This window comes from Pseudomonas sp. Ost2 (assembly GCF_018326065.1).
Lineage (GTDB): Bacteria > Pseudomonadota > Gammaproteobacteria > Pseudomonadales > Pseudomonadaceae > Aquipseudomonas > Aquipseudomonas gingeri.
In genome coordinates this window covers 3,601,020-3,621,933 of record NZ_AP021904.1, presented here as the reverse complement: position 1 = coordinate 3,621,933, position 20,914 = coordinate 3,601,020, and the positions used below count along the sequence as shown (strand labels likewise).

The following is a 20,914-nucleotide window of genomic DNA, read 5'->3' as shown; positions in this document are numbered from 1 at the left end:
TTTCCGGTGTCGGTGTCAGCTCAACACATCACGATGTTCCGCGATGAATTCAGCAGGGGTCTGCAGGGGACCACCGATGATCTGCGTGCCGATGTCATCCAGGCCTTCCAGACGTTTTTCCTGCTGGTCGACTTTCACCGCGGTGAAGTGGGTCACGTAGGCCGGATCGGCGTCCAGGCCCAGGGTTTTGACAAACTCTTGCGGTGAAACCTGCTGGAAACGTACCTCTTTACCCAGGGTGTCCGCCAGGACGCCGGCCAGTTCCTTATGGCTGTACTCGATGGGCCCGTTCAGCACGTAGGCCTTGTTCGCATGAGGCTCGGGATTGGTCAGGACGCCGGCAATGATTTTTGCGATATCGCGAGTGGCGATAGGCGCAAAGCGGCTGTCCGCGTCGAACGGGGTCAGGTACACGCCGGCGCGGATCAGTGGCGCAATGTAGAGCATCCACTGGGCAAAAAACGTGACACGCAGGTGGGTGGTCGGCACGCCGGACCAGCTGAAGACCTGCTCCGACAGCCAGTGATTGAGGGTCGTCTGGCTGCGGGCATCAGGGCGCGATTGCTTGTGGGACATGTTGGCGATGATCTTCACGCCTTCTTCCTTCGCGGCTTGGGCGAAGATGGCAGCCGCTTCCACCAGGCCATTGCCCAGGGGGTAGACGAAGTAGGCACCGTCGACACCTTTCATGGCCGGGCGCAGTTCCTTCAGTTTCAGCGCATCGCCAACAAAGATGGTTGCCCCCAGATCCCTCAGTTTCTGCGAGCGCTCATCTTCACGATGAACAAAGGCATTCACGCGATGGCCGTTTTCAAGCAGATATTTGACCGTGGGAGCACCAGTGGCGCCGGTGGCACCTGTTACCAGATAGGTGTTCATGAGTTTCTCCTGAAGCATCAGACAAAAGGGGGTGGAAACCTGTCAACGCATCCATGATGGCCATCATGTTATGTAGCGATGAAGCATGACGATCATCATGCTTCGAGACAAAGCATGATGACCATCATGTTTGATGTCAATCCCTCGATGCGAACAGTCCTGGGACAGACCCAAATGCGCAGGGTTGACTACCAGCCTACTAGAAGGTAGGTTTACTGAATGAACAATCGATCCAGCACCTATCATGAAATCCTCCACTGCGCCCGTACGCTGATCATTACCGGCGGCTACAGTGGTTTCAGCTACGCGGACATCTCCGAATCCGTGGGAATCCGCAAGGCCAGCATCCACCATCATTTCGCCACGAAAGTGGACCTGGTCCTCGCGCTGGTGGCGCAGTATCGCGAAGAGGCCGAAGCCGGCATCGCCGCGCTGGAACGGCATTTCCCCAATCCCGTGGACCAGCTGCGTGCCTATAACGATTATTGGCTGGGCTGCATCGACGATGCGGCGAAGGGCTTTTGCGTGTGCGCCTTGCTGGCAAGCCAGATGCCGGTCCTGCCCCAGGAAGTGGCGCTGGCGGTGAGGGCTCATTTTCGCTCGCTTTCTGCCTGGCTGACGTCCGTCATGGAGCGCGGAGCCAAGCAGGGCACCCTGGCGCTGTCCTGCGACGCCCGCGCCGAAGCCGAGACCTTCATGGCCACGGTGCATGGCGCCATGCTGTCCGCTCGCGCCTATGGCGATCCCAAGATGTTCGGGGCAATCACCCGGCCACTTATCGAAAGGCTGGTCATCACGCAGTAAAGAGGAGGGCGCCGGGCACCGTCCGTTCGTCCACTGGCGGCTTGCAAAATAACCTACCAACTAGTAGGTTGTTTTAGGTGAAGAGGCACAGCATCCAACAGGCCGGCGTCTCCGAACCGACCGCTCCATGAGGAGAGCCGCACGCGGCAAAAATTTTTCACCGAGCAACCTACCAACTAGTTGGTAGCCAACTTAAGCACCGAATTTCGCCATTAGCGCGGTCCGAGTATTCAGAAGGAGTCAATGTCCCATGCCTCATCCCATTTCTTTCCTGGGCGCCTGCCATACCGCCATCAGCCTGGTGCCATTGGTCGCAGGGCTCTACAGCTATGTCCGCTACCAGAAAATCGAACCCTCCACCCGCTCCGCCAAGGTGTACCTCATTGGCCTGGCCGTGTCGGTAGTGACATCGTTCGGCCTATCCAGCACCGGTGGCTTCAATGCCGGCCATGCCCTGGGCATCCTGGCGTTGCTGGCGATATCCGGTGCCCTGGTGATTCCACGGATACGCCTGCTGGGACGTGCGCGGCCCTATCTGTCGCAGTTTGGGTTCACGTTCAGTTTCTTTCTGCTGCTGGTCCCGGGGATCAATGAGACGCTGACCCGCTTGCCTGCCGCTCACCCGCTGGCGGATGGCCCTCAATCCCCCCTGGTGCAGGGCGCATTGGCGGCGTGGCTGGGCATTTTTGTCGTGGGTGCCGCGCTGCAGTTCTGGTGGATTCGTTCCCAGCGCGGGAAGATGCAGGCGGCCTGAGGTGGGCGAGGGCGGCGGTGTTCGTCACACCGCCGCCGTTTCACGCGCCTGATGGGGGGCGGTGAGCCGATGGCTGGATATTGGGCCCCAAGGCCCATGTAATTTTTGAAATCTCCTCCGCCAGGGTATTGGACAGTTCCACCCAATCGAAGGCGTCCCGCAAGCCGGGTGGGTTTTGCTGACTCAGCCCAAGAGAGTCGTCAGAAAGTAATTGTCTGGCAGGCCCTGGACTCAGAAACGGAAAGCCTGTCGACCAATCAGCTTCCACTCACCGTGCTGTTTTTTCCAGATCTGGAAGTTTTCGATTTCGGTGGGCACCAGCACGCCACTGTTGATGGCCTGAGCCGAGAAATGGTTGCGCACCAGGGCCACGTCACCATTCATGGTGATGGTCTGGTTGAGCATCTTCAGTTCCTTGAAACCGCTTCTGCCGGTCTCGATGTCGGCGATAAATTCCTGCTTATCCTGGATCTTTCCGCTGGAGTGTCCATAGGTCAGCTTGTCATCCGCCAGCGCTTGCAGCTTGGGAATGTCCTTGTGCCACATGGCCTGGGTCAACTGGTCCACGGCTGCCGCTACGTCTTTTTCGCCTGGCGCCGATGCGGCCGCCGCGTAACCGCTCAAGAGACACAAAAAACCAATAACCAGCTTGACGTTCTTCATCATGTTTCCTTGTTGTTGTGGGTGTTCGGATAGGAGGAAGGGCTGGACACCGAAGCGTCGTAGGTTGTCGTACAACGATTTGACGATTATCAAAACATCCTCCGATCCTTGTCAACACTCGGAAACGCAAAAGCTGCCGGCCTGTAAAGGCGATTCAGAGTCTTCAGGAGATTGAGCCGAGGGCCGGACGAGGACGGCATTTTTTGTCGGCCATCACAAATGCAGCCTCTTTTGATTTGTTGTACGATGACGTATAAGTAATGATTCCAAACCCAAAAATAATAAAGTGACGCCATGAATCTGAACGAACCCATCAACGCGCAACGCGTCAGCCAGACCGTCGGCAGATACCGCTGGACCATCTGCGCCCTGTTGTTCTTTGCCACCACCATCAATTACCTCGACCGCCAGGTGCTGAGCCTGCTGGCACCAGACCTGTCCAGGCAATTCGGTTGGAGCAATACCGACTACGCCAATATCGCCGCTGTCTTCCAGTTCGTGTATGCGATTTCCATGCTGTTCGCCGGTCGTGTGGTCGACAAGATCGGCTCCAAGGCAGGTTTCATCGTGGCGATTTGCATCTGGTCGAGCGGGGCGGTGATGCATGCCGTTTCCGTACCGGTGGGTGAGGGGATCGCCGCTGTCTGTACCGCGTTCGGTGTGGCCGCCATCCCGGTCTCGATCGCCGGCTTCATGCTGGCGCGCGCTGTACTGGCGATCGGTGAGTCGGGCAATTTCCCGACCGCGATCAAGGTCACCGCCGAATACTTCCCGAAGAAAGAGCGCTCCCTGGCCACCGGGATCTTCAACTCCGGCGCCAATATCGGCGCGATCCTGGCGCCGATCTGCGTGCCCCTGATCGCCGGCCTGTGGGGTTGGGAAGCCGCCTTTATCGTGATCGGCATGCTGGGCTTCATCTGGATGGCCTTCTGGATCGCGCTGTACAAGAAACCGGAGCTGCAAAAACGCCTGTCCGCACAGGAGCTGAGCTACATCCGCATGGATCAGGAGGTGCCGCTGGTTGCCAGCACACAACCATCGGCGCCCGTCGGCAAGGTCTCGTGGTTCCAGTTGCTGAAGTACCGCCAGACCTGGGCGTTCGCCTTTGGCAAATTCATGACCGATGGCGTGTGGTGGTTTTTCCTGTTCTGGCTGCCGACCTACCTGTCGGAGCAATACGGCATGAAGGGCGCGGCGATTGTGATGCCGTTGACGGTGCTGTACAGCATGACCATGGTGGGCAGTATTGGCGGTGGCTGGTTCCCCAGCTATTTCATGGCGCGGGGCGATGCGCCTTATGACGGGCGGATGAAAGCCATGCTGGTGATCGCGCTCTTTCCGTTGGTGGTGCTGCTGGCGCAGCCGTTCGGCCACATCAGTTTCTGGGTGCCGGTGGTGCTGATCGGCATCGGCGCCTCGGCGCATCAGGCCTGGTCGGCGAATATCTTCACCACTGTCTCGGACATGTTTCCGAAAAAAGCCGTTGGCTCCGTGGTTGGCATCGGCGGCATGGCGGGGGGCTTTGGCGGGGTCGTGCTGACCAAGATCGGCGGCTGGGTGTTCGACCACTACAAGCTGGTTGGCGATATCCGCACCGGCTACATGATCATGTTTGCCGCCTGCGCACTGGCCTACCTGGTGGCCTGGAGCGTGATGAAGACACTGGTGCCGCGGCACAAGGAAATCACCGACTTGTAGGTGACCACCTCATCCCTCGGGCAGCAGGCGGACCCGCGCTGAAAAAGCACTGCCCGCCTGCCGCAAAGGCGGGCGGGCCTGAACTGGCCACGCCTGCAATTGGCATACGTGGCGGCAGCGAGCTACAGTGGCATTTCCTGGCTAGCGTGGTATGTCCTGCCTGATGGAAGCGGGTATTACAGACATGGAGGTGCGTATTGCAAGTGCAAGCTGAGCGGCTGGAAATCCTCGTCGTGGATGACCAGGAGGAAAACCTGGCGGAGATGCAGGAGCTGCTGGAAGAGCTCGACCGGACAGTGCACTGCGCCGACTCCGGGGCCAAGGCGCTGGCGTGCATGACCACCGGCAAAATCGGCCTGGTGCTGATGGATGTACAGATGCCCGGCATGGATGGCTTCGCGGTCGCACGCAGAATGCGTGACGATCCCACTACCCGATTCACGCCGATCATCTTCATCTCGGGCCTGCGCCAGACCGATGATGTGCTCAACCAGGGTTACGCCGCCGGCGCCGTGGACTTCATGACCAAGCCGGTGCACCCGACGATGCTGCTGCACAAGGCTCGGGTGCTGCTCGAACACGATCACTACCGGCGCGGGCTGTTGCAGACCACGCAACAACTGGAACAGCAGCGTTCTTTCAACGCGTCGATCCTGAACAATACCGCCGAAGGCATCCTGGTGGTGGGCAGCGATGGCCGCATCCGCTTTGCCAATCCGGCGATCACCCGCATGCTCGGTTGTTCCGAGAGTGAATTGCAGGGCAGCGAGTTGATCGCCTGGGTTGAATCGCCCCATGAGGACACCTGGCAAGACTCGGTATGGCTGGAGTACTTTCACAGTGGCGAAACCCTTCGCCTGCATGACGCCAACCTGCGCAACCGCGAAGGCCAGACGATCCCGGTGGCCTTGTCCTGCTCGCCACTGCTTGAAGAGCAGGACGCCATGACGCTGCTGGCTCTGGACATGTCATCGGTGCGCGAGCTGCATCGCCAGCTCGAAATCATGACGATCACCGATGCCCTGACCGGGCTGCTCAACCGTAGGGGGTTCCTGCAGGCGCTGCAGGCCGCCATCGCCCGCAACCAGCGCACCGGCAGGATGAGCGCGTTGCTGTACCTGGACCTGGACGGTTTCAAGCAGATCAACGACAAGTTCGGCCATGACCGCGGCGATGAGGCGCTGCGCTGGGTCAGCGGCCAGTTGAAAGGGTGTCTGAGGCCTTACGACCGACTGGCCAGGATTGGTGGCGATGAGTTCACCATCATTATCGAAGGCATCGACAGCCCGGATGACGCGGCCGCGGTGGCCGACAAGTTGATAGCGCAGGTGGGCGCCGACCATGAGAACTTCCTCCTGGGAGCCAGTATCGGCATCGCCTGCTTGCCCACCAGTGGGACGACGGTGGAAGAGCTGATGCGTGCGGCTGATGGGGCAATGTATGAGGCCAAGCATCGCGGGAAGGGGCAATATCGGTTTGCGGCGGGTCAGCAGGGTGTTGCCGCAGGTCGTAATTGACTAAACCTTCGTGGTGCCGCGCAGTCACTCTTGCAAGGAGAGCGGCAAGGTGAGGGCGCCCATGTTCGGCGCTCACTGCGCCGGGTCTGAAGCAGACTTGTTTTCCTCCGCAACCAATACCTCGATGCTGTAATCCTTCAATGGAATGACCTTGGGCCGACCATTTTCATAAATGGCCAGCCTGGTGCCTGAAGCCGTTATCAGAAAACCCGACGCGATCACTTTTTCACCCTCCTTGACCACATAACAATGCGTTTTCGCCTGTTCTGAAAGGTCGCATCCTTTGGCAAATATCTCCCGTTCACGCTTCAGGGTTTGATCGGCACCGTAATTGCCGATGATCGCGGGCAAGATAATGATAGGAAGGATGATGAGCGGTATCAGCATCAATACCGTCGTGACTGCCGTGGAAAGCACAACAAGGCCACTGGTAAGGGCCACATAACGGTTCCGAGTATATCGCTCGACCGCCAGCTGTACCCGAGTACTGGACTGGAGTTTTTTGATGATCACCAGCTCAAGACTGAACCCCAGGATAATGCCAATGATAGTGAGCCAGACCAACGGATTGCGCACGAACCCGCTCCAGCTCCTGAGCGTCTCGATCAGAGCCACGTAGGCGTAAACGAAATAGTCCCGGGCTTCAGCCTCGAACAGTCCAGGTGGCACGTTCAGGCCACGCAGGTAATCCTGCCAGTAGATCAGTCCGGTGACGTAGGGCGCTGCATAGCCGATGAAGCCAAGAAAAGGCAAAGCGAGTACCCAGGGAAATCGCGCAGCGGTTTTGGCGGCAAAGGCAGGTGCAGTTGCGTCGATCTTTTCTTCAGCGCTCATTGGAGTCCTTTCGCTACGGTCCATGTGTTCATGGGGGTTCCTTGGCAGTGGAGCAATCATATTCGAGCACGGCTGCCGAGTTAAATGGCTTTTTGATATCACTCGCGCTTAGGGTCACATTTCGGTTGCACCGACTGCATTCCCATGCCTATCATTCACTGTCGTTGCAAATTCAACGACCGGGCTTGGTCGCCCGATCACCTCAATGCGCACAAGCGCCACCATCCGAATGCGGGCGTTTTTTTTCGCCTCGAATTTCGTGTTATGGCGGCTGTGCGCGGGACACCTTCGGGTGTGCTGGGAGTCATTGAGGCCCGGTCGACCAACCTGCGTACAGCTGCCCCCCCCTTTGCTTGGTCGCAGAACGTGGCAGCTCCAGACCTCAATGGAGTTTCACATGACCTACCAGCCTCTTACCCCGACCTGCACCAATCACCATATCCTGCTGATCAACTCCCGTGCGTCCGTGCTGGATCTGCATGCCTACGGCAGTGAGCGACTGCGGGCAGGCAAGGACATGATCGACAGCTTGTCCTGCATGAACCTGAGCAAGATTGATGACGAAGACCTGACCCACTTTATCCAGGGCGCGGCGCTGTTGCTGCGTGATGGGTACGATATTTGGAAGGTGATTGAGGTTAGGGCGTTGGAGGCGGATCGGGAGGGGGACTTGCCGGTTGGTATAGCCTGAAGAAACGAGCGCTTGACATTTTCAAGCGCTAACCCGTCCGCTAAACAGCTCGCCCTCATGCATCAAAGCTTTACGGCTGGCGAAGCAAAAAGCATCAGACCCAGGGCAGCAGCGAGCGTGAGCAATCGCTGACCGACGAAAATGCCGGACTCAAGCGCTTGTTGGCCGACCAGGCAGAAGGGTAGGCTATCGTAAAAAGACCGCCGCGTACTTTGCCAAGAGCTTCAAGTGAAGTACGCCTTCATGCGGGCCTAGTCCTAGGCATGAGTCGCGTGTTGAGGCTCTGCCAACTGCTGCGTGTTAAAGTCTGGGAACGGTTTACCTGAGAATTGCAGACGCATTTACCGCTTTTGGGAGAACAGGGGATGCATGATGACTTGGAGGCAGGAGTCTGGCGTGATGCAGCCGCCTTCTATGACTCTTCGCTTGAACTGGTTTTACGCGAGGTGCTCGAACACCATCGAGTCCGACTCGCAAGCTCAGCAGTCAGCCCCGACATCAAAGGATGATAACTTGGAAACTTCAGAACATTTACTGAGCGACTGGCAGATAGATTTCGTTAATAGGTTTGCTGCTTCGACTGCTCCCAAGAATGCACTAATTGCAGGAGTTGGTCAGGGCAAGAGTGTGGCTACCATCCATGCAGCCATTGCGAAACTAAACAGCGGCCAGGCTAAAAAAGTGGCTTTTCTTTCTGACATGCAAGCTATTGCGACGGATTGGATTTACCGAGCAAACTCAGGGCCAATTACCATTGATCGAGCTTCACCATCCTCATTCAGCGATTCGAGCAATGGAGCGGCACTGACGTTCCGTTTATTGGAACAGCGCGCTATTCATGACTCATTGATTGATCACGCATCAACAGGAGATCTGCTTGTGATTGTCGACGAAGCAGATCGCTATTTAAATCAGGCAGCCGAAGTGGCCGACAGAGTGTTGGAGTCAAATCCAAAAAATCAGATTTTATTCATTTCAAGAACACCGCTTGCAGGTCAATCTGAAACTTGGAAATATCAACTGGAGAATAAACACCGCTTCGACAGAGAGTACATTTTAGAGCCCAAAACGCTAATACTTCCGAGCACTCAGATTTTATTAGCACAGCATTCACCGAGCCTAACCCTGCTAGCCGAGCTACATAGACGAACACGATCGCTAGATGAACTAGGCTGGCGCGAGTTCGAGATCTTGATTTCTGAGCTTTTGGCGTCCGATGGGTATGAGATCGAACTGATGTCCGGCACCAAGGACGGAGGTGTAGATATTGTCGCCGTCAAGGATCTCGGTGAAACTGGCATGTTTAAGGCGCTCTGGCAGGCTAAAAAGAATCGCACATCCAGAAAAGTCGGTATTCCGACCATTCGAGAGCTAGCTGATGTGCGAAATCAACATCAAGCCAGCAAAGGAATTATTGTCACCACGAGCTTCCTTACCCGAGGAGCCTTGGAACGTGTAGAGCGTGAGCGGTTTATCTTGGGCAAGGTCGACAACGATGACCTGAAGGCCTGGATTGAAAGAAAACTTTATGAGTAGCGTTCAGGGAGTGGTCGGCACTAAATCGCGCTTCGGTGGAAGAGCAGCGAGACCAGGATTTGAGCCGCCACGAATCCCAGGTCTATCAGATGCAGCAAGAGGTAACCGTCCTGCAGCAGACACTGATGGTCAAGCAAGAGGAGATCTCACGCCTGATCAGGGTGAAAATCGCCAGCATGCCGGAGAAGCCTCGCAACATCGTGAGGCCGTAGAAACGCTGCGTGGTGACCTCGGCATTGCCAAGGCCGCGACTGCTCGAGCGGGTTGATACAGAAGCTTGCCAATGTACAAACCGACCTCGAAAAAATGGGCGACGGATCCTAGTAGAGTCGCGCCATGGGCATTCGCCTCTTCTTACGGTTCCAGACTGAGTAGTTGCGCCGTGTCGACTGCTGCTTGGAGATCAAGATGGCTCGAGGCAAACGACTTCATTAGGAGCGAGCGAGGAAGGGCCCAATCCCATTTCTCTCGGATCATGTTTTCGACATTTTCCAAGATGGGCTCTACATCTGAGATGTCCATTTGACCGACCACACGCAACGCTCGCAACGTGTCCTCCCCACCGAATGCAACTTCTAGGAATAGCCCGGTGTTTTCACACTGAATGCCCACATGCCTGAGCAACAAGGCCAGCGCATCGTTGGTGTAGTCTCCTCGCCAGGTCGCCACGTGGCTTACGCTGGCAGAGCCAACAATCGCCGTGCCACCCAAGCCGAGGGCACGGAAGTTACTCCGAGCCTCCTCCAGTAGACCTTGGGCGTGTTTGTCCAGGAAGGGACAAGATGTGGTTTCCATCAACACGTTTCGCATTTCAAGCCTGACACGATCATCCACCTGCGCACCGAGCCCATCAAACTGAGGCGGCTCGCCGCCCCGCGCCGGTGTGACTACGATCACCTTCGCTTCAAGGTCGACATCTTGAACCTGCCAACGTCTCCCGCCGAAGATGATGCGCTGTCCCTTGGTCAGGGGTTTGCTGACGGGCAGCGAGCCAAGTGGCTTACCATCCCGGAGCAAACGAAACTCTTCATCGCTTGTGAAGGCGGTGTAGAACTCATAGTGGTTGATCAACCGCTCCCCGAGTTCGCCTGGTAGCAGAAGTCCTGAGCTGTCCTGGACGATCAATTCCTTCTCACCCATACCCTTGAGCAAAGATAGGAAATCAGGCTTGGTGACGCTCGCAAAACTGCCGCTTGCGATGAGACTTCCCCATAATTGCGCCGCAGAAGCTCCGCCGAGCTGAGCAATTGAAGACAGGCACTGTTGCACCAGCGTCGAGGCGTGTAGCCCTGCCGACCGGGGCGGCTCAAACCATCCACTGATCAGCAAGCGGATCATAGCGACCGTTTGGACAAGGCCCTCACGTAACTGATCAGAGAGATCCGACTTATCCGTTAAGGGGCGCTCTCGGCAGTACGCCCTAAGCATCGCAGGCTCACCGGCTCGACGACCCGAGCGGCCAAGCCGTTGCCTAAGACTCGCCACAGAGGGTGGACAGCCGATCTGTGCGACCGTCCTGATGTTACCGATGTCGATACCCAGCTCGAGGGTAGTAGTGCAGACGGCAGAAGCTGGTGGATCTCCCGCTTTCAACGCCCGCTCGGCATCCTGGCGCAGTTCCTTGGACAAACTACCGTGGTGCGGCCAGAACTCGTTTGGTACCCCATCGTTCTCGCACAGTGAGCGCAGACGGTCGGCAAACCATTCAACTTCTTGGCGCCTATTGGGGAAGATCAGGTTGTTGTGCCCCCTCAGCACCTTGTACAGGTGGCCAGCAATTGCCACCTTGGTGCCAGAAATCTCCTCCTGTTCGGCGTCTTCATTCGCTGACGCTTTTCCAGGGTATTCCGCCACTATCTGCTGCATCGGCTGTTCAATGTAGCCGCGTACCTGCACCTGGAGCTCCTGGCCAGAGGATTTCGACTCGATGACGGTGATGTCATCGGGGCGAACAGGCCTCAGGAATTTTCGGGCCAGTGACATCTCACCAAGCGTTGCAGAAAGCCCTACACGAGGCAGGTCTTTGCCTACGACAATCTCAACTCGTTGCATGAGCGATTGCAGTTGCTTACCGCGCTCACTGCCAATGAAGGCATGAAGCTCATCGACGACTATGTAGCGCAGGTTCTGAAAAGCGCCAGGTAAACTCGAGCCTCTGTTTACGAAGAGGGCCTCGAGGGACTCCGGTGTGATCAGCAAGATGCCCTCAGGCGATTTCAGAAACCGTTGTTTCTTGCTTGCGGCCACATCACCATGCCAAGCAACGACGGGCAGTTCGAGCCTCTCACATAGCCGGCTAAGCCTGTCCCACTGGTCGTTGATCAGTGCTTTGAGCGGGCTGATATACAGCACCGCGCCGGCGTGCTCACTGTCGTTGAGCAGGTTGGTCAGGATGGGTAGGAATGCGGCCTCTGTTTTACCTGCGGCGGTGGACGCTGCAATGATCACATCACGATCAGCGCCCACCAAAGCCGGTACCGCCCACTCCTGGGCATCACGTAGCGACGTCCACCCCTGCGACCAGACCCACTGCTGAACCTCGGGATGAAGACGCTCGAACGAGGAGGAGTCAGAGCTTGAAGCTGGCGAGCTCATCGTCGGCCTCGACTTCAAGATCTTGTTGCCCACCCTCATCCTTGGACAGCTCCACGGCTCCCAGCAAGTTTCGCCAATCCGCGGTAGGGTTTTGCTCAATTACTGCTAGCAGGTTGATGAAGGCTGTAATGGTCGTGCGCGGCGTCCGGAAGTACGCCTCGCCCAAGCGCTGGTTGCAGTGCGCCATAAAAGCGGGGATAGCTTCGTCCGGCAGTAAGAATTTCTCAGGCTCGCCGTAGGCATAGACATTACGAAGTTTCTGCAGCAGCACGTAGAAGTCTTCAGGGGTCAGGCTGCTGAGCCGAATGACAGGCCCAGAAAGGTCGACCAAGCCGGACTTCGCAAAGCTGTTTTCCGCGAGGCGCGATTGCAGGGCAGGGTAGCTGTAGAGCCCCCGACGAGTATCCATCAAAAACTCTGGTGTGCCACCCAGGACAAAGCCCAGGCCTTCAGCGGAGCCCTGCAACGAATCGTTCAGAATGCGCAGAATCTGTTCGTAGTTGGCGTTGCGGGCCTGGGTGTTCGCCAGTTTGTACAGGTTGACCAATTCATCCAGGCAAACCATAAGTCCGCCGAAGCCGGCCAGCCGCACAAACCGTGAGAGCAATTTCAACTGATCGTATACAGAAGCATCGTCGACGATCGTACGCACACCCAGTGCAGCCCGAGCATCGGTCTTGGTGGAAAATTCTCCACGCAGCCAACGGATGGCGTCAGCCTTGAGCTGCTCGTTGCCTTCCTCGAAGCCGCGGCAGTAGGCAGCAATGACGTCGGCAAAGTCATACCCGTTGACCATCTCGGTGAGCTCTGCCAGGTACTCACGAATGACCACCTCGCTCTCGACACCTTTGGCCTTGGCTTCCATTTTAGCCTGTGAGATGAATTTCTCGACGATACCCTGGAGCGCACCGCCATCGGGTTTGGTACGCGTGGCCATGTTTTTGGCTAGCTCCGAGTAAAGTGAGCGCGCCTGACCGCCCGAGGCGTGAAGCCGGCGGTCTGGATTCAAATCGGCGTGCATGGTGACGAGCTTGCGCTCCATGGCGATGCCGCGCACGAGGTTGAGGAAGAAGGTTTTGCCTGCACCGTACTCGCCAACGACGACACGGAATGCAGAGCCGCCATCCGCGAGACGATCCACATCCTTGAGCAGTGAGTCGAGTTCTCCCGCCCGACCTACCTGGATCAAATGCTGCCCAACACGGGGCACAACACCTGCACGCAGCGATTGAATGACCGCGTCGCGATCCTTGGCTCGTATCTTACTCATAGGGCTAATTCATCCAGAATGTCGGGGTTGATTTCGATAGGATCATCGCCTTCGGTCACGGGCATGTCGAACAGCTCAAATGCTGTGTCGTTGATCCGTTCCAAGGCGCCATCCAACATCAGTTCCATATCACTGGCCGCGTCTTCCAGCTCGGCACGGCTCCACTCAGGCCGCGAAACCAGAAGTCGGAGAAACGCGGAATGCTCGACGTCTAAGCCGTGTAGGGTAGCAAGCTGTTCGGCGGTACTGCCTTCCTGCAGCTGGGGCGACTCGGACTCCAGGGCGTTAGGTGTTTCAGTGGGCGCTTCCTCACTGAAGACGCTGGCCAGTAACGCCGAGACTTCTGCGGTTTCTTGTTGCAGACGAGCAACCTTGTTCATGTCCAGCGCAAAGCCTGAGCCAGCGTTTTCTGATGCCTGAGCCGCTGTGCCCGGTGCGGCAGTCGCAGTTATTGCCTCCACTACATGAGAAGGGCGAACGGCTGCACTATGGAGGTCGCTGTAGACGAACTGCGGATCGAGAGCGAGCGATTTGTACACGCGCTCAAGTAGCTTCACTTCCTGTGGAGTCACCTCACCATCCGCATGAGCCAGGTGTGCCAGGAAGCTAGCAATTTTTCGTTTGGCCTCGAGGGGCAGCGGCTCAAGTTTCTTCTTGAGGCTTGCCAGCGTGGGCGGTTGCTTCAGCTGAATTTGGAGGTGCGCTTTCAGGCGTTTGCGATGCGCGACGCAAAGGTGATCCCATGAGTCAATGTGGCCTGACAGCAAACTTACCTCTTCCAGTGAGGTGTCACCGTCTGCTGCAGCGACTGCACTGGCCAGGTCTAGAGTCACTGCTGCAGCGCTGTAGGCATCGGTAGAGCGAAGAGTGCCTTCGTCAGAGTCCGCGGCAAACAGCGCGATGGTGTCTTCTGCCTTAGGCGTACGGCTGCCAGAAAGGACATCGGGCTCCAATCCGATCCGCTTGCTTTCCAACGCCCGGGCGAGCGCAATCACTTTGTCGCGGGAAAGTGCGCCGGCGGATTTGAATCGACCTGCCAACTCCCCGAAGCTCATGCATATAGTTTCGCCACCGACGCGTTGCTCCAACTGTTCGAGTTCAGCTTTTGCTTCAGCAGGCCAGAGTTCTGTTGGCAACTGCAGGATGGCTTCCAGGCTATCTCCAGCGTCTGGGTTGCGCCCCAGATACCGACTGTAAGCGTCGAGTACGGTGGTGCATTCTTCGACAATAACCTGCAGCTTGTTACGCGTTCCCGAGGTTGCCGCGACGTCGGGGAGGTCGCCTACGGCCGCTGCCGGAATGCTCAGTCCGGAAGAAGCGGGGCGATAGGCAATCTTCAGCTTGGTCTTGTTCTGGGGAAGCGCAATGCCGTTGGGATAGCGTTTTGCAAATTCGTTTTTGAAGAGTACTGCGAATTGCTCAGGGCACCGAGTCACAGGTGTACGCCTGGAAATGTTTGGCTCAGCGAGCGCCCAGGCCAATGCCCAGTGCGGAGGGAGTGGATACTTGTCCACGGCCATCTGGCCCAGCGCAACGCGCAGTGACATGGGCAGCTCATACCCATCTGCGGCACTGGCAGCGGGCTCACTCATGTAGCTTTGAGGTTGAACAGAACCCGCGTCGATATGGGAGAGGAAGCGGGTAGCGTAGCCGTGGAAAGAATTGTTGTCGCCGTAGAGACCAAGCAAGCGCTCCACCTCGGCCTTGATGGCTGGGATCTCTGCTTTGGCCTGAAGGTCAGTCGGTGCATCGACCAGCGCGCGGCGTTCAAGTCCGTAGAAAAACAGGAACACATAACCTGCATCGGCAGGCTGGCGGCGACCGCCTGCCAACCATTGCAGATACGCTCGCCGCGCCTCGGGCGTGATGCTTCGGTAGCTTGGCCAATAAGGCATCTGCCGCTCGGTGAGACTCATAGGTGAGCGCGCGACTCGAAGCGTGGCATCGATCAAGGACGGTTCAGATTGGCCGAATTGTGTCGCTCGCTCGGTGATGTAGAGCATTCCGCCGGGGATGGCCAGCCCAGCGACGTTCATGGACTCACCTTCAGCCAGCCAACGAACCCCCATGGGCTTGGCACTTGGCATTGGGATGGCATAGCTCTGACTGTCGCTGGACGAACCGACCTGAACGGTATGAAAGTCGCGCTCGCGGGTACTGGTGCTGAGCTGGACGGTTACAGTGGGGGAGGTTGTTTGTCGAGAAAGCGCAGAGATTTCGGCGGCAATATCATCTTCAGGAACGTAAGGCTTTGCTTGGGTAGCGCGTCTGACAGCCCATACCAGTACGCCTATGCCCAAGATAACCCCAAGAGCAATCCACACCTGTTTAGGAATTTGTGCCAAGAGGGCAACGACGAATAACAAGGCGTATAGAGCGATCAGCCCACCGCCGCTCCCTTTGCGCTTCCGTGGCATAATAAGTGTTCCGTACAGTTGGTAATGGCCAAATGGCATTCTTACGGATTTTTCGAGGGCGGCCAAGCTGAAAAGACGAAAGGAGCGCTCGGAAAAATTGCTGAGCAGAATCATGTAGCCGATGGGCGAGGCCGTCCATGCCCGGCCTGGGTCGACAGCATGGTAAATAAAACTTGGCGTCTTTGGCGGGTTATACCGCCATCAATTTGAGCTGCACTTATACTTACAACGATGGGCCGATTGGGGCGATGCGCCGGCCCAATAAGGACATGACCCGTTGAGAGAGTGGACGTCAGAAGCGGCTTTGTCGAATCAGTGGCTTAGGCGGCTCATGAACATCTGTGACGTAATCTTTAATTTAACATAATATACATTATGCGTAGTCACAGATACCCACACACCAGCCACCCCAGACAGGATTTCAAGCCTGGTCACCCCTTATGGACAACCATGCTGCGCCCAGCCTCAATGCGCTGTTCATTCGCCCTGGCTTGAACTGGATGCATCTTCATCCGACCCCGAGTCATCGTCATCGAAATCCTGCTCGATCGCATTGTCTGGTTTTTCCCACACCGGGAGTCGGCTCTGCACGGTGCTACGGTTGGTGCAGGACGAACCCAGGTCGGTCAGCGTCCAGCGCAACCGTCCGTTCTTTCCCTGGTTCCCGGTCAGGACGCTGAGCGTGTCATTCACGGCCTGATCCACAGGAACTACCGTGATCTCAACCTTGCCAGCCCATCTCCAGTTGATCTGACCGATGGCGACCCAGATTCCACCTTTGGGGCGATACATCAGGAACATCGAGTAAAGTTCGTCCGCGCTGGCTGTGGTGAAATATGGCTCCCTCGTTATCCCGCCAGCATGAAACTGCCCACGACGGCCCAGCTTCGACCCCGGGGAGTCTTCGGTCTCCAGATTGATCTGGCCGGCGACTGTCGGTTGTTCGCCATAATCCGTACCACCGCATCTGTGCCTGTAACAAAGCGCCTGGTCCAGCGCGGGCTTGTCGTATTCATAGACTTCGCTACGACCTGTCGCGGTATTGCTTTTTTGCCGATTGGCTTCGAATGTCTGCAACATTTTGATCTTTCCATCGAAAACAACCGGCGCGCCACCAAAGTTCACCCTGGCCTTGAACGCTATACCGGGTTTCCCGGTGCCGTTTCCGAGTTCGAACAGGAGCGTATCCTCGTCTCGGTCCTGGGCCCTCATTCCTCCTGCGGAGCTGACACTCAGCGCAGTTGATCCGATGACGGCACGCATTCTCACATCAGGTTCATGAACCCAGTAGACCAGAGACACCGTCTCGTTTTGGCCGGCGATGCGAACATACAAGGTAACGGCCACGCGCCCGCTGTTACTCCAGAAGAACGACAATACCTGCTCGCCTTCTTGTGGCGCGCTTTCATGGTCGGCCTGGACGATGGTGGCGTCATCCCTTGTCTGTCTATAGTCCTTTACGCATACCGGAGAGCCCGCTCTGTCCTGGGGTGAAAAGACAACCTGTACCCTGGATACGGTTCCTGCCGTCGAAGAAAACGTCAGGCGCTCGCGAGCGCCGATCTTTGCATGCTGAACTTCACCGATATCAATTACCTGAGAGTCACGCATAATCGATACAGTCATGGATACGTCCCTATAGCCGCCAGCAAGTTGAAAATATCGCTTGTGGGATATGAGGTTAGTATCGAAGCAATGCCACTTCAAACTCACTCGCAAAATAACTCAACTAAATAGACATTTAGTTGAGTTAATATATTAGATAAAGCTCAGGCCAAGAGCCCTCACTATCACGTGCTACTCCATGAGCTGGCGCCCGCTTTCGCATTGTGGGTCAGGTTGCCAGTCGATAGGTCGACTGCACCAGGCCCGAGGCAAAATAGCGGCTGGAGACCAACTGCAGGTCGATATCCTGCCGAAGGCTACCGAACAATGGCCTCCCCGCGCCGATCAGGACAGGAACGGTGGTGATCACCATATCCGTAACCAACCCCTCGCGCAGGAACGATTGCACCACTTGTCCGCCATCGACATAGACCCGGCGCACGCCTTGACTCGCCAGTTCCTCCATCGTGGCCCTGGGGGACAGGTTGGAAAAACGCAGCTTGCCCCTGAGCGATTCAGGCACTGGCGAACCGGCCAGCTGTCCAGACAGCACCACCACTGGCCGGTCGTAGAACCATGTGTCTAAGGTCATTACCTTCTCGTAGCTTCCCCGCCCCATCACGATCACGTCCTTGTCGGCGATGAAGTCCGAGTAGCCATGGTCCTCGGTCTGATCATCGCGCGACAAAAGCCAGTCGATATCTCCGTCGGGCCGAGCAATGAAACCATCCAGGCTGGTGGCGATGAAAACATGTGCGGTGATCATCAGGTTCTCCTTGGGAAAGCGTCGTGGTTCGACACGTGATGATAAACGGAACAAGGCCCGCAAAAGACTTTCTTCGATGACATAAACCCTCCCGCCAGGCAGTTTTCCGCTGATCCAAACCTGTAGAAATGCTCTGTCCCAGCCCTCTTCCCCCCCTCACAAACAAATCACAACCAGCTGATTTCAAAGGATTTACAAGAAAATCCAGGACATCGCCAGGGGATCAATACGCGAGTCCGCATGGATTACAACTTTGTCATTGTTCTGTTCGTCGGCTGTTTGAGTTGCCTTGTTACCTTGAACCCACTGCCAGACAACAGGCAGCCCACTTCAGACAGAGAGATATCGCCATGAAACTGTTCCTGCTCGGATTCGCCGCCCTCCTCGCCACCGGCTCGGCCTTTGCCGCTACCACCGACGCTGCCCCGGTCATTCATGACAAGACCGGCTTCTACGTCGACCTGGACGTGGCGAAAGTCATCTCCACCACGGACCTCTCGGACCAGTGCGGCGTGATTCCGGCGCGTCTCGATTACCTCGATCATCAAGGTCGGGAACATGTGCTGGACTATCAGGTGCAAGGTCACTGCTCGAACGAAAACTGATTGGCCGCCTGATGAATATCAGAGAGCAGTCGAGGCGCAATCGAGCCGATGATCGGGCTACACTTGCGCCACCTGCTCAAGGCCATCCGGTCCGCCTTTCATGGATCGGGCACCCGCAAAGAACCTAGGTAATCCCCATGAACATCCTTGTAGTGGAAGACGAGCCCAAGGCGGGCAACTACTTGCTCAATGGCCTGCAAGAGCAAGGGTATTCCGTCAGCCTGGCCCGCGATGGCGTCGATGGGCTGCACCAGGCCCTGGAAACGTCCTTCGATGTCATCGTGCTGGATGTGATGATGCCGAGGATGGACGGCTGGGAAGTCCTGCGCCGCCTGCGCAAGGAAGCCGACACGCCGGTGCTGTTCCTGACCGCGCGGGATGATATCGCCGACCGTATCAAGGGCCTGGAACTGGGGGCCGATGACTATCTGATCAAGCCGTTTTCCTTCGCCGAGCTGGTCGCACGCCTGCGTACCCTGACCCGTCGGGGGCCGACTCGCGAAGAAGAGCAACTGCAGATCGACGACCTGCAGATCGATGTGATCAAGCGCCGCGTCACCCGCGCCGGCGTGCGGGTGACACTGACCAACAAGGAATTTGCCCTGCTGCATCTGTTCGCCACGCATGAAGGTCAGGTGCTGTCGCGTTCGTTGATCGCCTCCAGGGTCTGGGACATGAACTTCGACAGCGACACCAACGTGGTGGACGTGGCCGTGCGCCGCCTGCGCCTGAAAATCGACGACCCTTTCCAGGTCAAGCTGATCCACAGTGTGCGTGGCATCGGCTACCGCTTTGATACGCAACCATGAGCCGACGCCATTACTCCCTGACGCTGCGCCTGGCCCTGGTGTTTGTCCTGCTGGCCTTCGCCGTGCTGGCAACCACCGGCGTAGCCCTGTACCGCGAACTCGAGCGCGAACTGATACGCCGCGACGACTCGACCCTGGTCTATCGCATCGACCAGTTGCGCAACTTTCTCAACGACAGCAACACGCTGGAGCTGATCAGGACCAAGCCCGTGCTGTTCCAGAACATGCTGGGCAACCGCGAGTCCGTGCTGATGATCGGCGAGTCGGGGCAAGAACCCCTGCTGGAGGTCAACCCCGCGGATATCGAGATTCCCGACCTCACGCCAGTGACTATCAACCATTCCCTGGCGTTGACCGATGTCCAGCATCTGCCCGGCGTGAACGGCGCGCCCTTCTCCGCCATCTCCGCGAACATTGATTCGGGCAAGCTGAAGGTGACCATTGGCCGGCTGATGACCGAACGTACGGCCGTGCTCGCCAGCTATCGCCTGAGCGTCTACGTGCTGGCCAGCCTCGCGGCGATCGTCCTGGCACTGATCGGCTATGTGGTGGTGCACCGTGGCCTCTTGCCCCTCAGGCGCCTGGCGCATCATGCCCACGGTATCGGCATCGGCAACCTGACCGAACGCCTGGACGGCCAGGGTGCGCCCAAGGAGTTGCTGCCGATGATCGACTCTTTCAACACCATGCTCGAGCGCCTGGCCACGGGCTTTGCACAACTGAGCCAGGTTTCCACCGACATGGCCCATGAACTGCGCACGCCGATCAACAACCTGCTGGGTGAAACCCAGGTCGCCATGCAGCAGAACCGCAGCGTCGAACACTACCAGCAGTTGCTCGCCTCCAATGTCGAAGAGCTCGAACGCCTGGCACGCATGCTCGACAACATGCTGTTCCTCGCGCGTACCGACCCGGGCAGCGCCCGTGACCAGCGCCAGGAACTGAATGCCGCCGACGAGCTGGAGCGCGTGGCCGATTACTTTGAAGGGCTGGCGGCGGATGCCGATATCAGCATCCGCGCCGAGGGCGAAGGCCTGATCTGGGCCGAGCCGATGCTGTTGCGCCGGGCCCTGGCCAACCTGTGCGCCAATGCGATCAAGTACGGCGCTGCCGATTCCGAGCTGTTGATCCAGGCCGTACCGTCCGCGGACGGCATCAAGCTGCGTGTGCGCAACCAGGGGCCGACCATCCCGGCGGAACACCTGCCGAGACTGTTCGAACGCTTCTACCGGGTGGATCAGTCACGCGAGCGCTCGGCCCAGTCCAACGGCCTGGGGCTTTCGATCGTGGCGACCATCATGCAGTTGCACAGCGGTCGCTACAGCGTCACCAGCGAAAACGGCGTGACCTGCTTCGAGCTGTTTTTCCCCAGGCGGGAACAGTGAGCACTCATGAAACTAAAACCACGGGCGACAAGTCATTAGCACTGCCGAGGTTGATCCCATTCCGGTGACCTCCAGTAGTGAGATAG

17 protein-coding genes and 1 pseudogene are annotated in these 20,914 nt (G+C 57.5%); 10 read left to right on the top strand and 8 right to left on the bottom strand.

Features of this window, described 5'->3' with window-relative positions; all coding sequences use genetic code 11:
- Positions 1-15: 15 nt before the first annotated feature.
- Complete coding sequence (locus tag KI243_RS15960) at positions 16-879, bottom strand: NmrA family NAD(P)-binding protein (protein WP_177118682.1); 864 nt, start codon at positions 877-879, stop codon at positions 16-18.
- 219 nt (positions 880-1,098) lie between these two features.
- Here KI243_RS15960 and KI243_RS15955 point away from each other — a divergent pair, with 219 nt between their 5' ends.
- Together KI243_RS15955 and KI243_RS15950 are read left to right on the top strand one after the other, a co-directional pair.
- Positions 1,099-1,683 carry a helix-turn-helix domain-containing protein gene (locus tag KI243_RS15955; RefSeq protein ID WP_017128360.1) on the top strand — a complete coding sequence of 195 codons (585 nt, stop codon included), beginning with the start codon at positions 1,099-1,101 and terminating at the stop codon, positions 1,681-1,683.
- A 250-nt stretch (positions 1,684-1,933) separates the two neighbouring features.
- The gene (locus KI243_RS15950; RefSeq protein WP_212811146.1) at positions 1,934-2,437 is read left to right on the top strand and encodes a hypothetical protein; all 504 of its coding nucleotides are present in this window, start codon (positions 1,934-1,936) and stop codon (positions 2,435-2,437) included.
- A 231-nt stretch (positions 2,438-2,668) separates the two neighbouring features.
- On the opposite strand, the gene KI243_RS15945 is transcribed toward KI243_RS15950, so the two are convergent.
- Entirely contained in the window at positions 2,669-3,100 is a 432-nt protein-coding gene (locus KI243_RS15945; protein ID WP_017128358.1) for a nuclear transport factor 2 family protein, read from the bottom strand.
- 294 nt (positions 3,101-3,394) lie between these two features.
- Between KI243_RS15945 and KI243_RS15940 the strand changes: the two genes are divergently transcribed.
- Together KI243_RS15940 and KI243_RS15935 are read left to right on the top strand one after the other, a co-directional pair.
- Positions 3,395-4,798 (top strand): MFS transporter, encoded by a 1,404-nt coding sequence (locus KI243_RS15940; RefSeq protein ID WP_177131286.1) that lies wholly within the window; start codon positions 3,395-3,397, stop codon positions 4,796-4,798.
- Between the two features lie 203 nt (positions 4,799-5,001).
- Positions 5,002-6,315: a diguanylate cyclase gene (locus KI243_RS15935; RefSeq protein WP_244861901.1), complete on the top strand. Its 1,314-nt coding sequence runs from the start codon at positions 5,002-5,004 to the stop codon at positions 6,313-6,315.
- A 72-nt stretch (positions 6,316-6,387) separates the two neighbouring features.
- On the opposite strand, the gene KI243_RS15930 is transcribed toward KI243_RS15935, so the two are convergent.
- Positions 6,388-7,149: a hypothetical protein gene (locus KI243_RS15930; protein ID WP_212811144.1), complete on the bottom strand. Its 762-nt coding sequence runs from the start codon at positions 7,147-7,149 to the stop codon at positions 6,388-6,390.
- Between the two features lie 397 nt (positions 7,150-7,546).
- Between KI243_RS15930 and KI243_RS15925 the strand changes: the two genes are divergently transcribed.
- From KI243_RS15925 to KI243_RS15915, 3 genes and pseudogenes are all read left to right on the top strand, one after another.
- Positions 7,547-7,840, top strand: a complete 294-nt coding sequence (locus KI243_RS15925) for a hypothetical protein (RefSeq protein WP_212811143.1) — start codon at positions 7,547-7,549, stop codon at positions 7,838-7,840.
- Positions 7,841-7,896: 56 nt separating this feature from the next.
- Positions 7,897-8,089 (top strand): annotated as a pseudogene (locus KI243_RS15920) (IS3 family transposase); the annotation flags it as partial.
- A gap of 264 nt (positions 8,090-8,353) precedes the next feature.
- Entirely contained in the window at positions 8,354-9,376 is a 1,023-nt protein-coding gene (locus tag KI243_RS15915) for a restriction endonuclease (protein WP_212811141.1), read from the top strand.
- A 354-nt stretch (positions 9,377-9,730) separates the two neighbouring features.
- Here KI243_RS15915 and KI243_RS15910 read toward each other — a convergent pair whose 3' ends face one another.
- The 5 genes from KI243_RS15910 to KI243_RS15890 form a co-directional block, all read right to left on the bottom strand.
- Complete coding sequence (locus KI243_RS15910) at positions 9,731-11,971, bottom strand: DEAD/DEAH box helicase (RefSeq protein ID WP_212811210.1); 2,241 nt, start codon at positions 11,969-11,971, stop codon at positions 9,731-9,733.
- Complete coding sequence (locus KI243_RS15905) at positions 11,946-13,241, bottom strand: ATP-binding protein (protein WP_212811140.1); 1,296 nt, start codon at positions 13,239-13,241, stop codon at positions 11,946-11,948. Before KI243_RS15905 ends, KI243_RS15910 begins: the two co-directional genes overlap by 26 nt.
- The gene (locus KI243_RS15900) at positions 13,238-15,658 is read right to left on the bottom strand and encodes a TerB N-terminal domain-containing protein (RefSeq protein ID WP_212811209.1); all 2,421 of its coding nucleotides are present in this window, start codon (positions 15,656-15,658) and stop codon (positions 13,238-13,240) included. Before KI243_RS15900 ends, KI243_RS15905 begins: the two co-directional genes overlap by 4 nt.
- A 477-nt stretch (positions 15,659-16,135) precedes the next feature.
- Complete coding sequence (locus KI243_RS15895) at positions 16,136-17,284, bottom strand: hypothetical protein (RefSeq protein ID WP_212811139.1); 1,149 nt, start codon at positions 17,282-17,284, stop codon at positions 16,136-16,138.
- 208 nt (positions 17,285-17,492) lie between these two features.
- Positions 17,493-18,029: a dihydrofolate reductase family protein gene (locus KI243_RS15890; RefSeq protein ID WP_212811138.1), complete on the bottom strand. Its 537-nt coding sequence runs from the start codon at positions 18,027-18,029 to the stop codon at positions 17,493-17,495.
- A gap of 350 nt (positions 18,030-18,379) precedes the next feature.
- On the opposite strand from KI243_RS15890, the gene KI243_RS15885 reads away from it, so the two are divergent.
- From KI243_RS15885 to KI243_RS15875, 3 genes are all read left to right on the top strand, one after another.
- Complete coding sequence (locus tag KI243_RS15885) at positions 18,380-18,634, top strand: DUF2790 domain-containing protein (protein ID WP_177107555.1); 255 nt, start codon at positions 18,380-18,382, stop codon at positions 18,632-18,634.
- Positions 18,635-18,771: 137 nt separating this feature from the next.
- Complete coding sequence (locus KI243_RS15880; protein ID WP_177107556.1) at positions 18,772-19,443, top strand: heavy metal response regulator transcription factor; 672 nt, start codon at positions 18,772-18,774, stop codon at positions 19,441-19,443.
- On the top strand, positions 19,440-20,828 hold the full coding sequence (locus KI243_RS15875) for a heavy metal sensor histidine kinase (RefSeq protein ID WP_177131257.1): 1,389 nt from the start codon (positions 19,440-19,442) through the stop codon (positions 20,826-20,828). The genes KI243_RS15880 and KI243_RS15875 overlap by 4 nt, the downstream gene beginning before the upstream one ends.
- Positions 20,829-20,914: the final 86 nt, after the last annotated feature.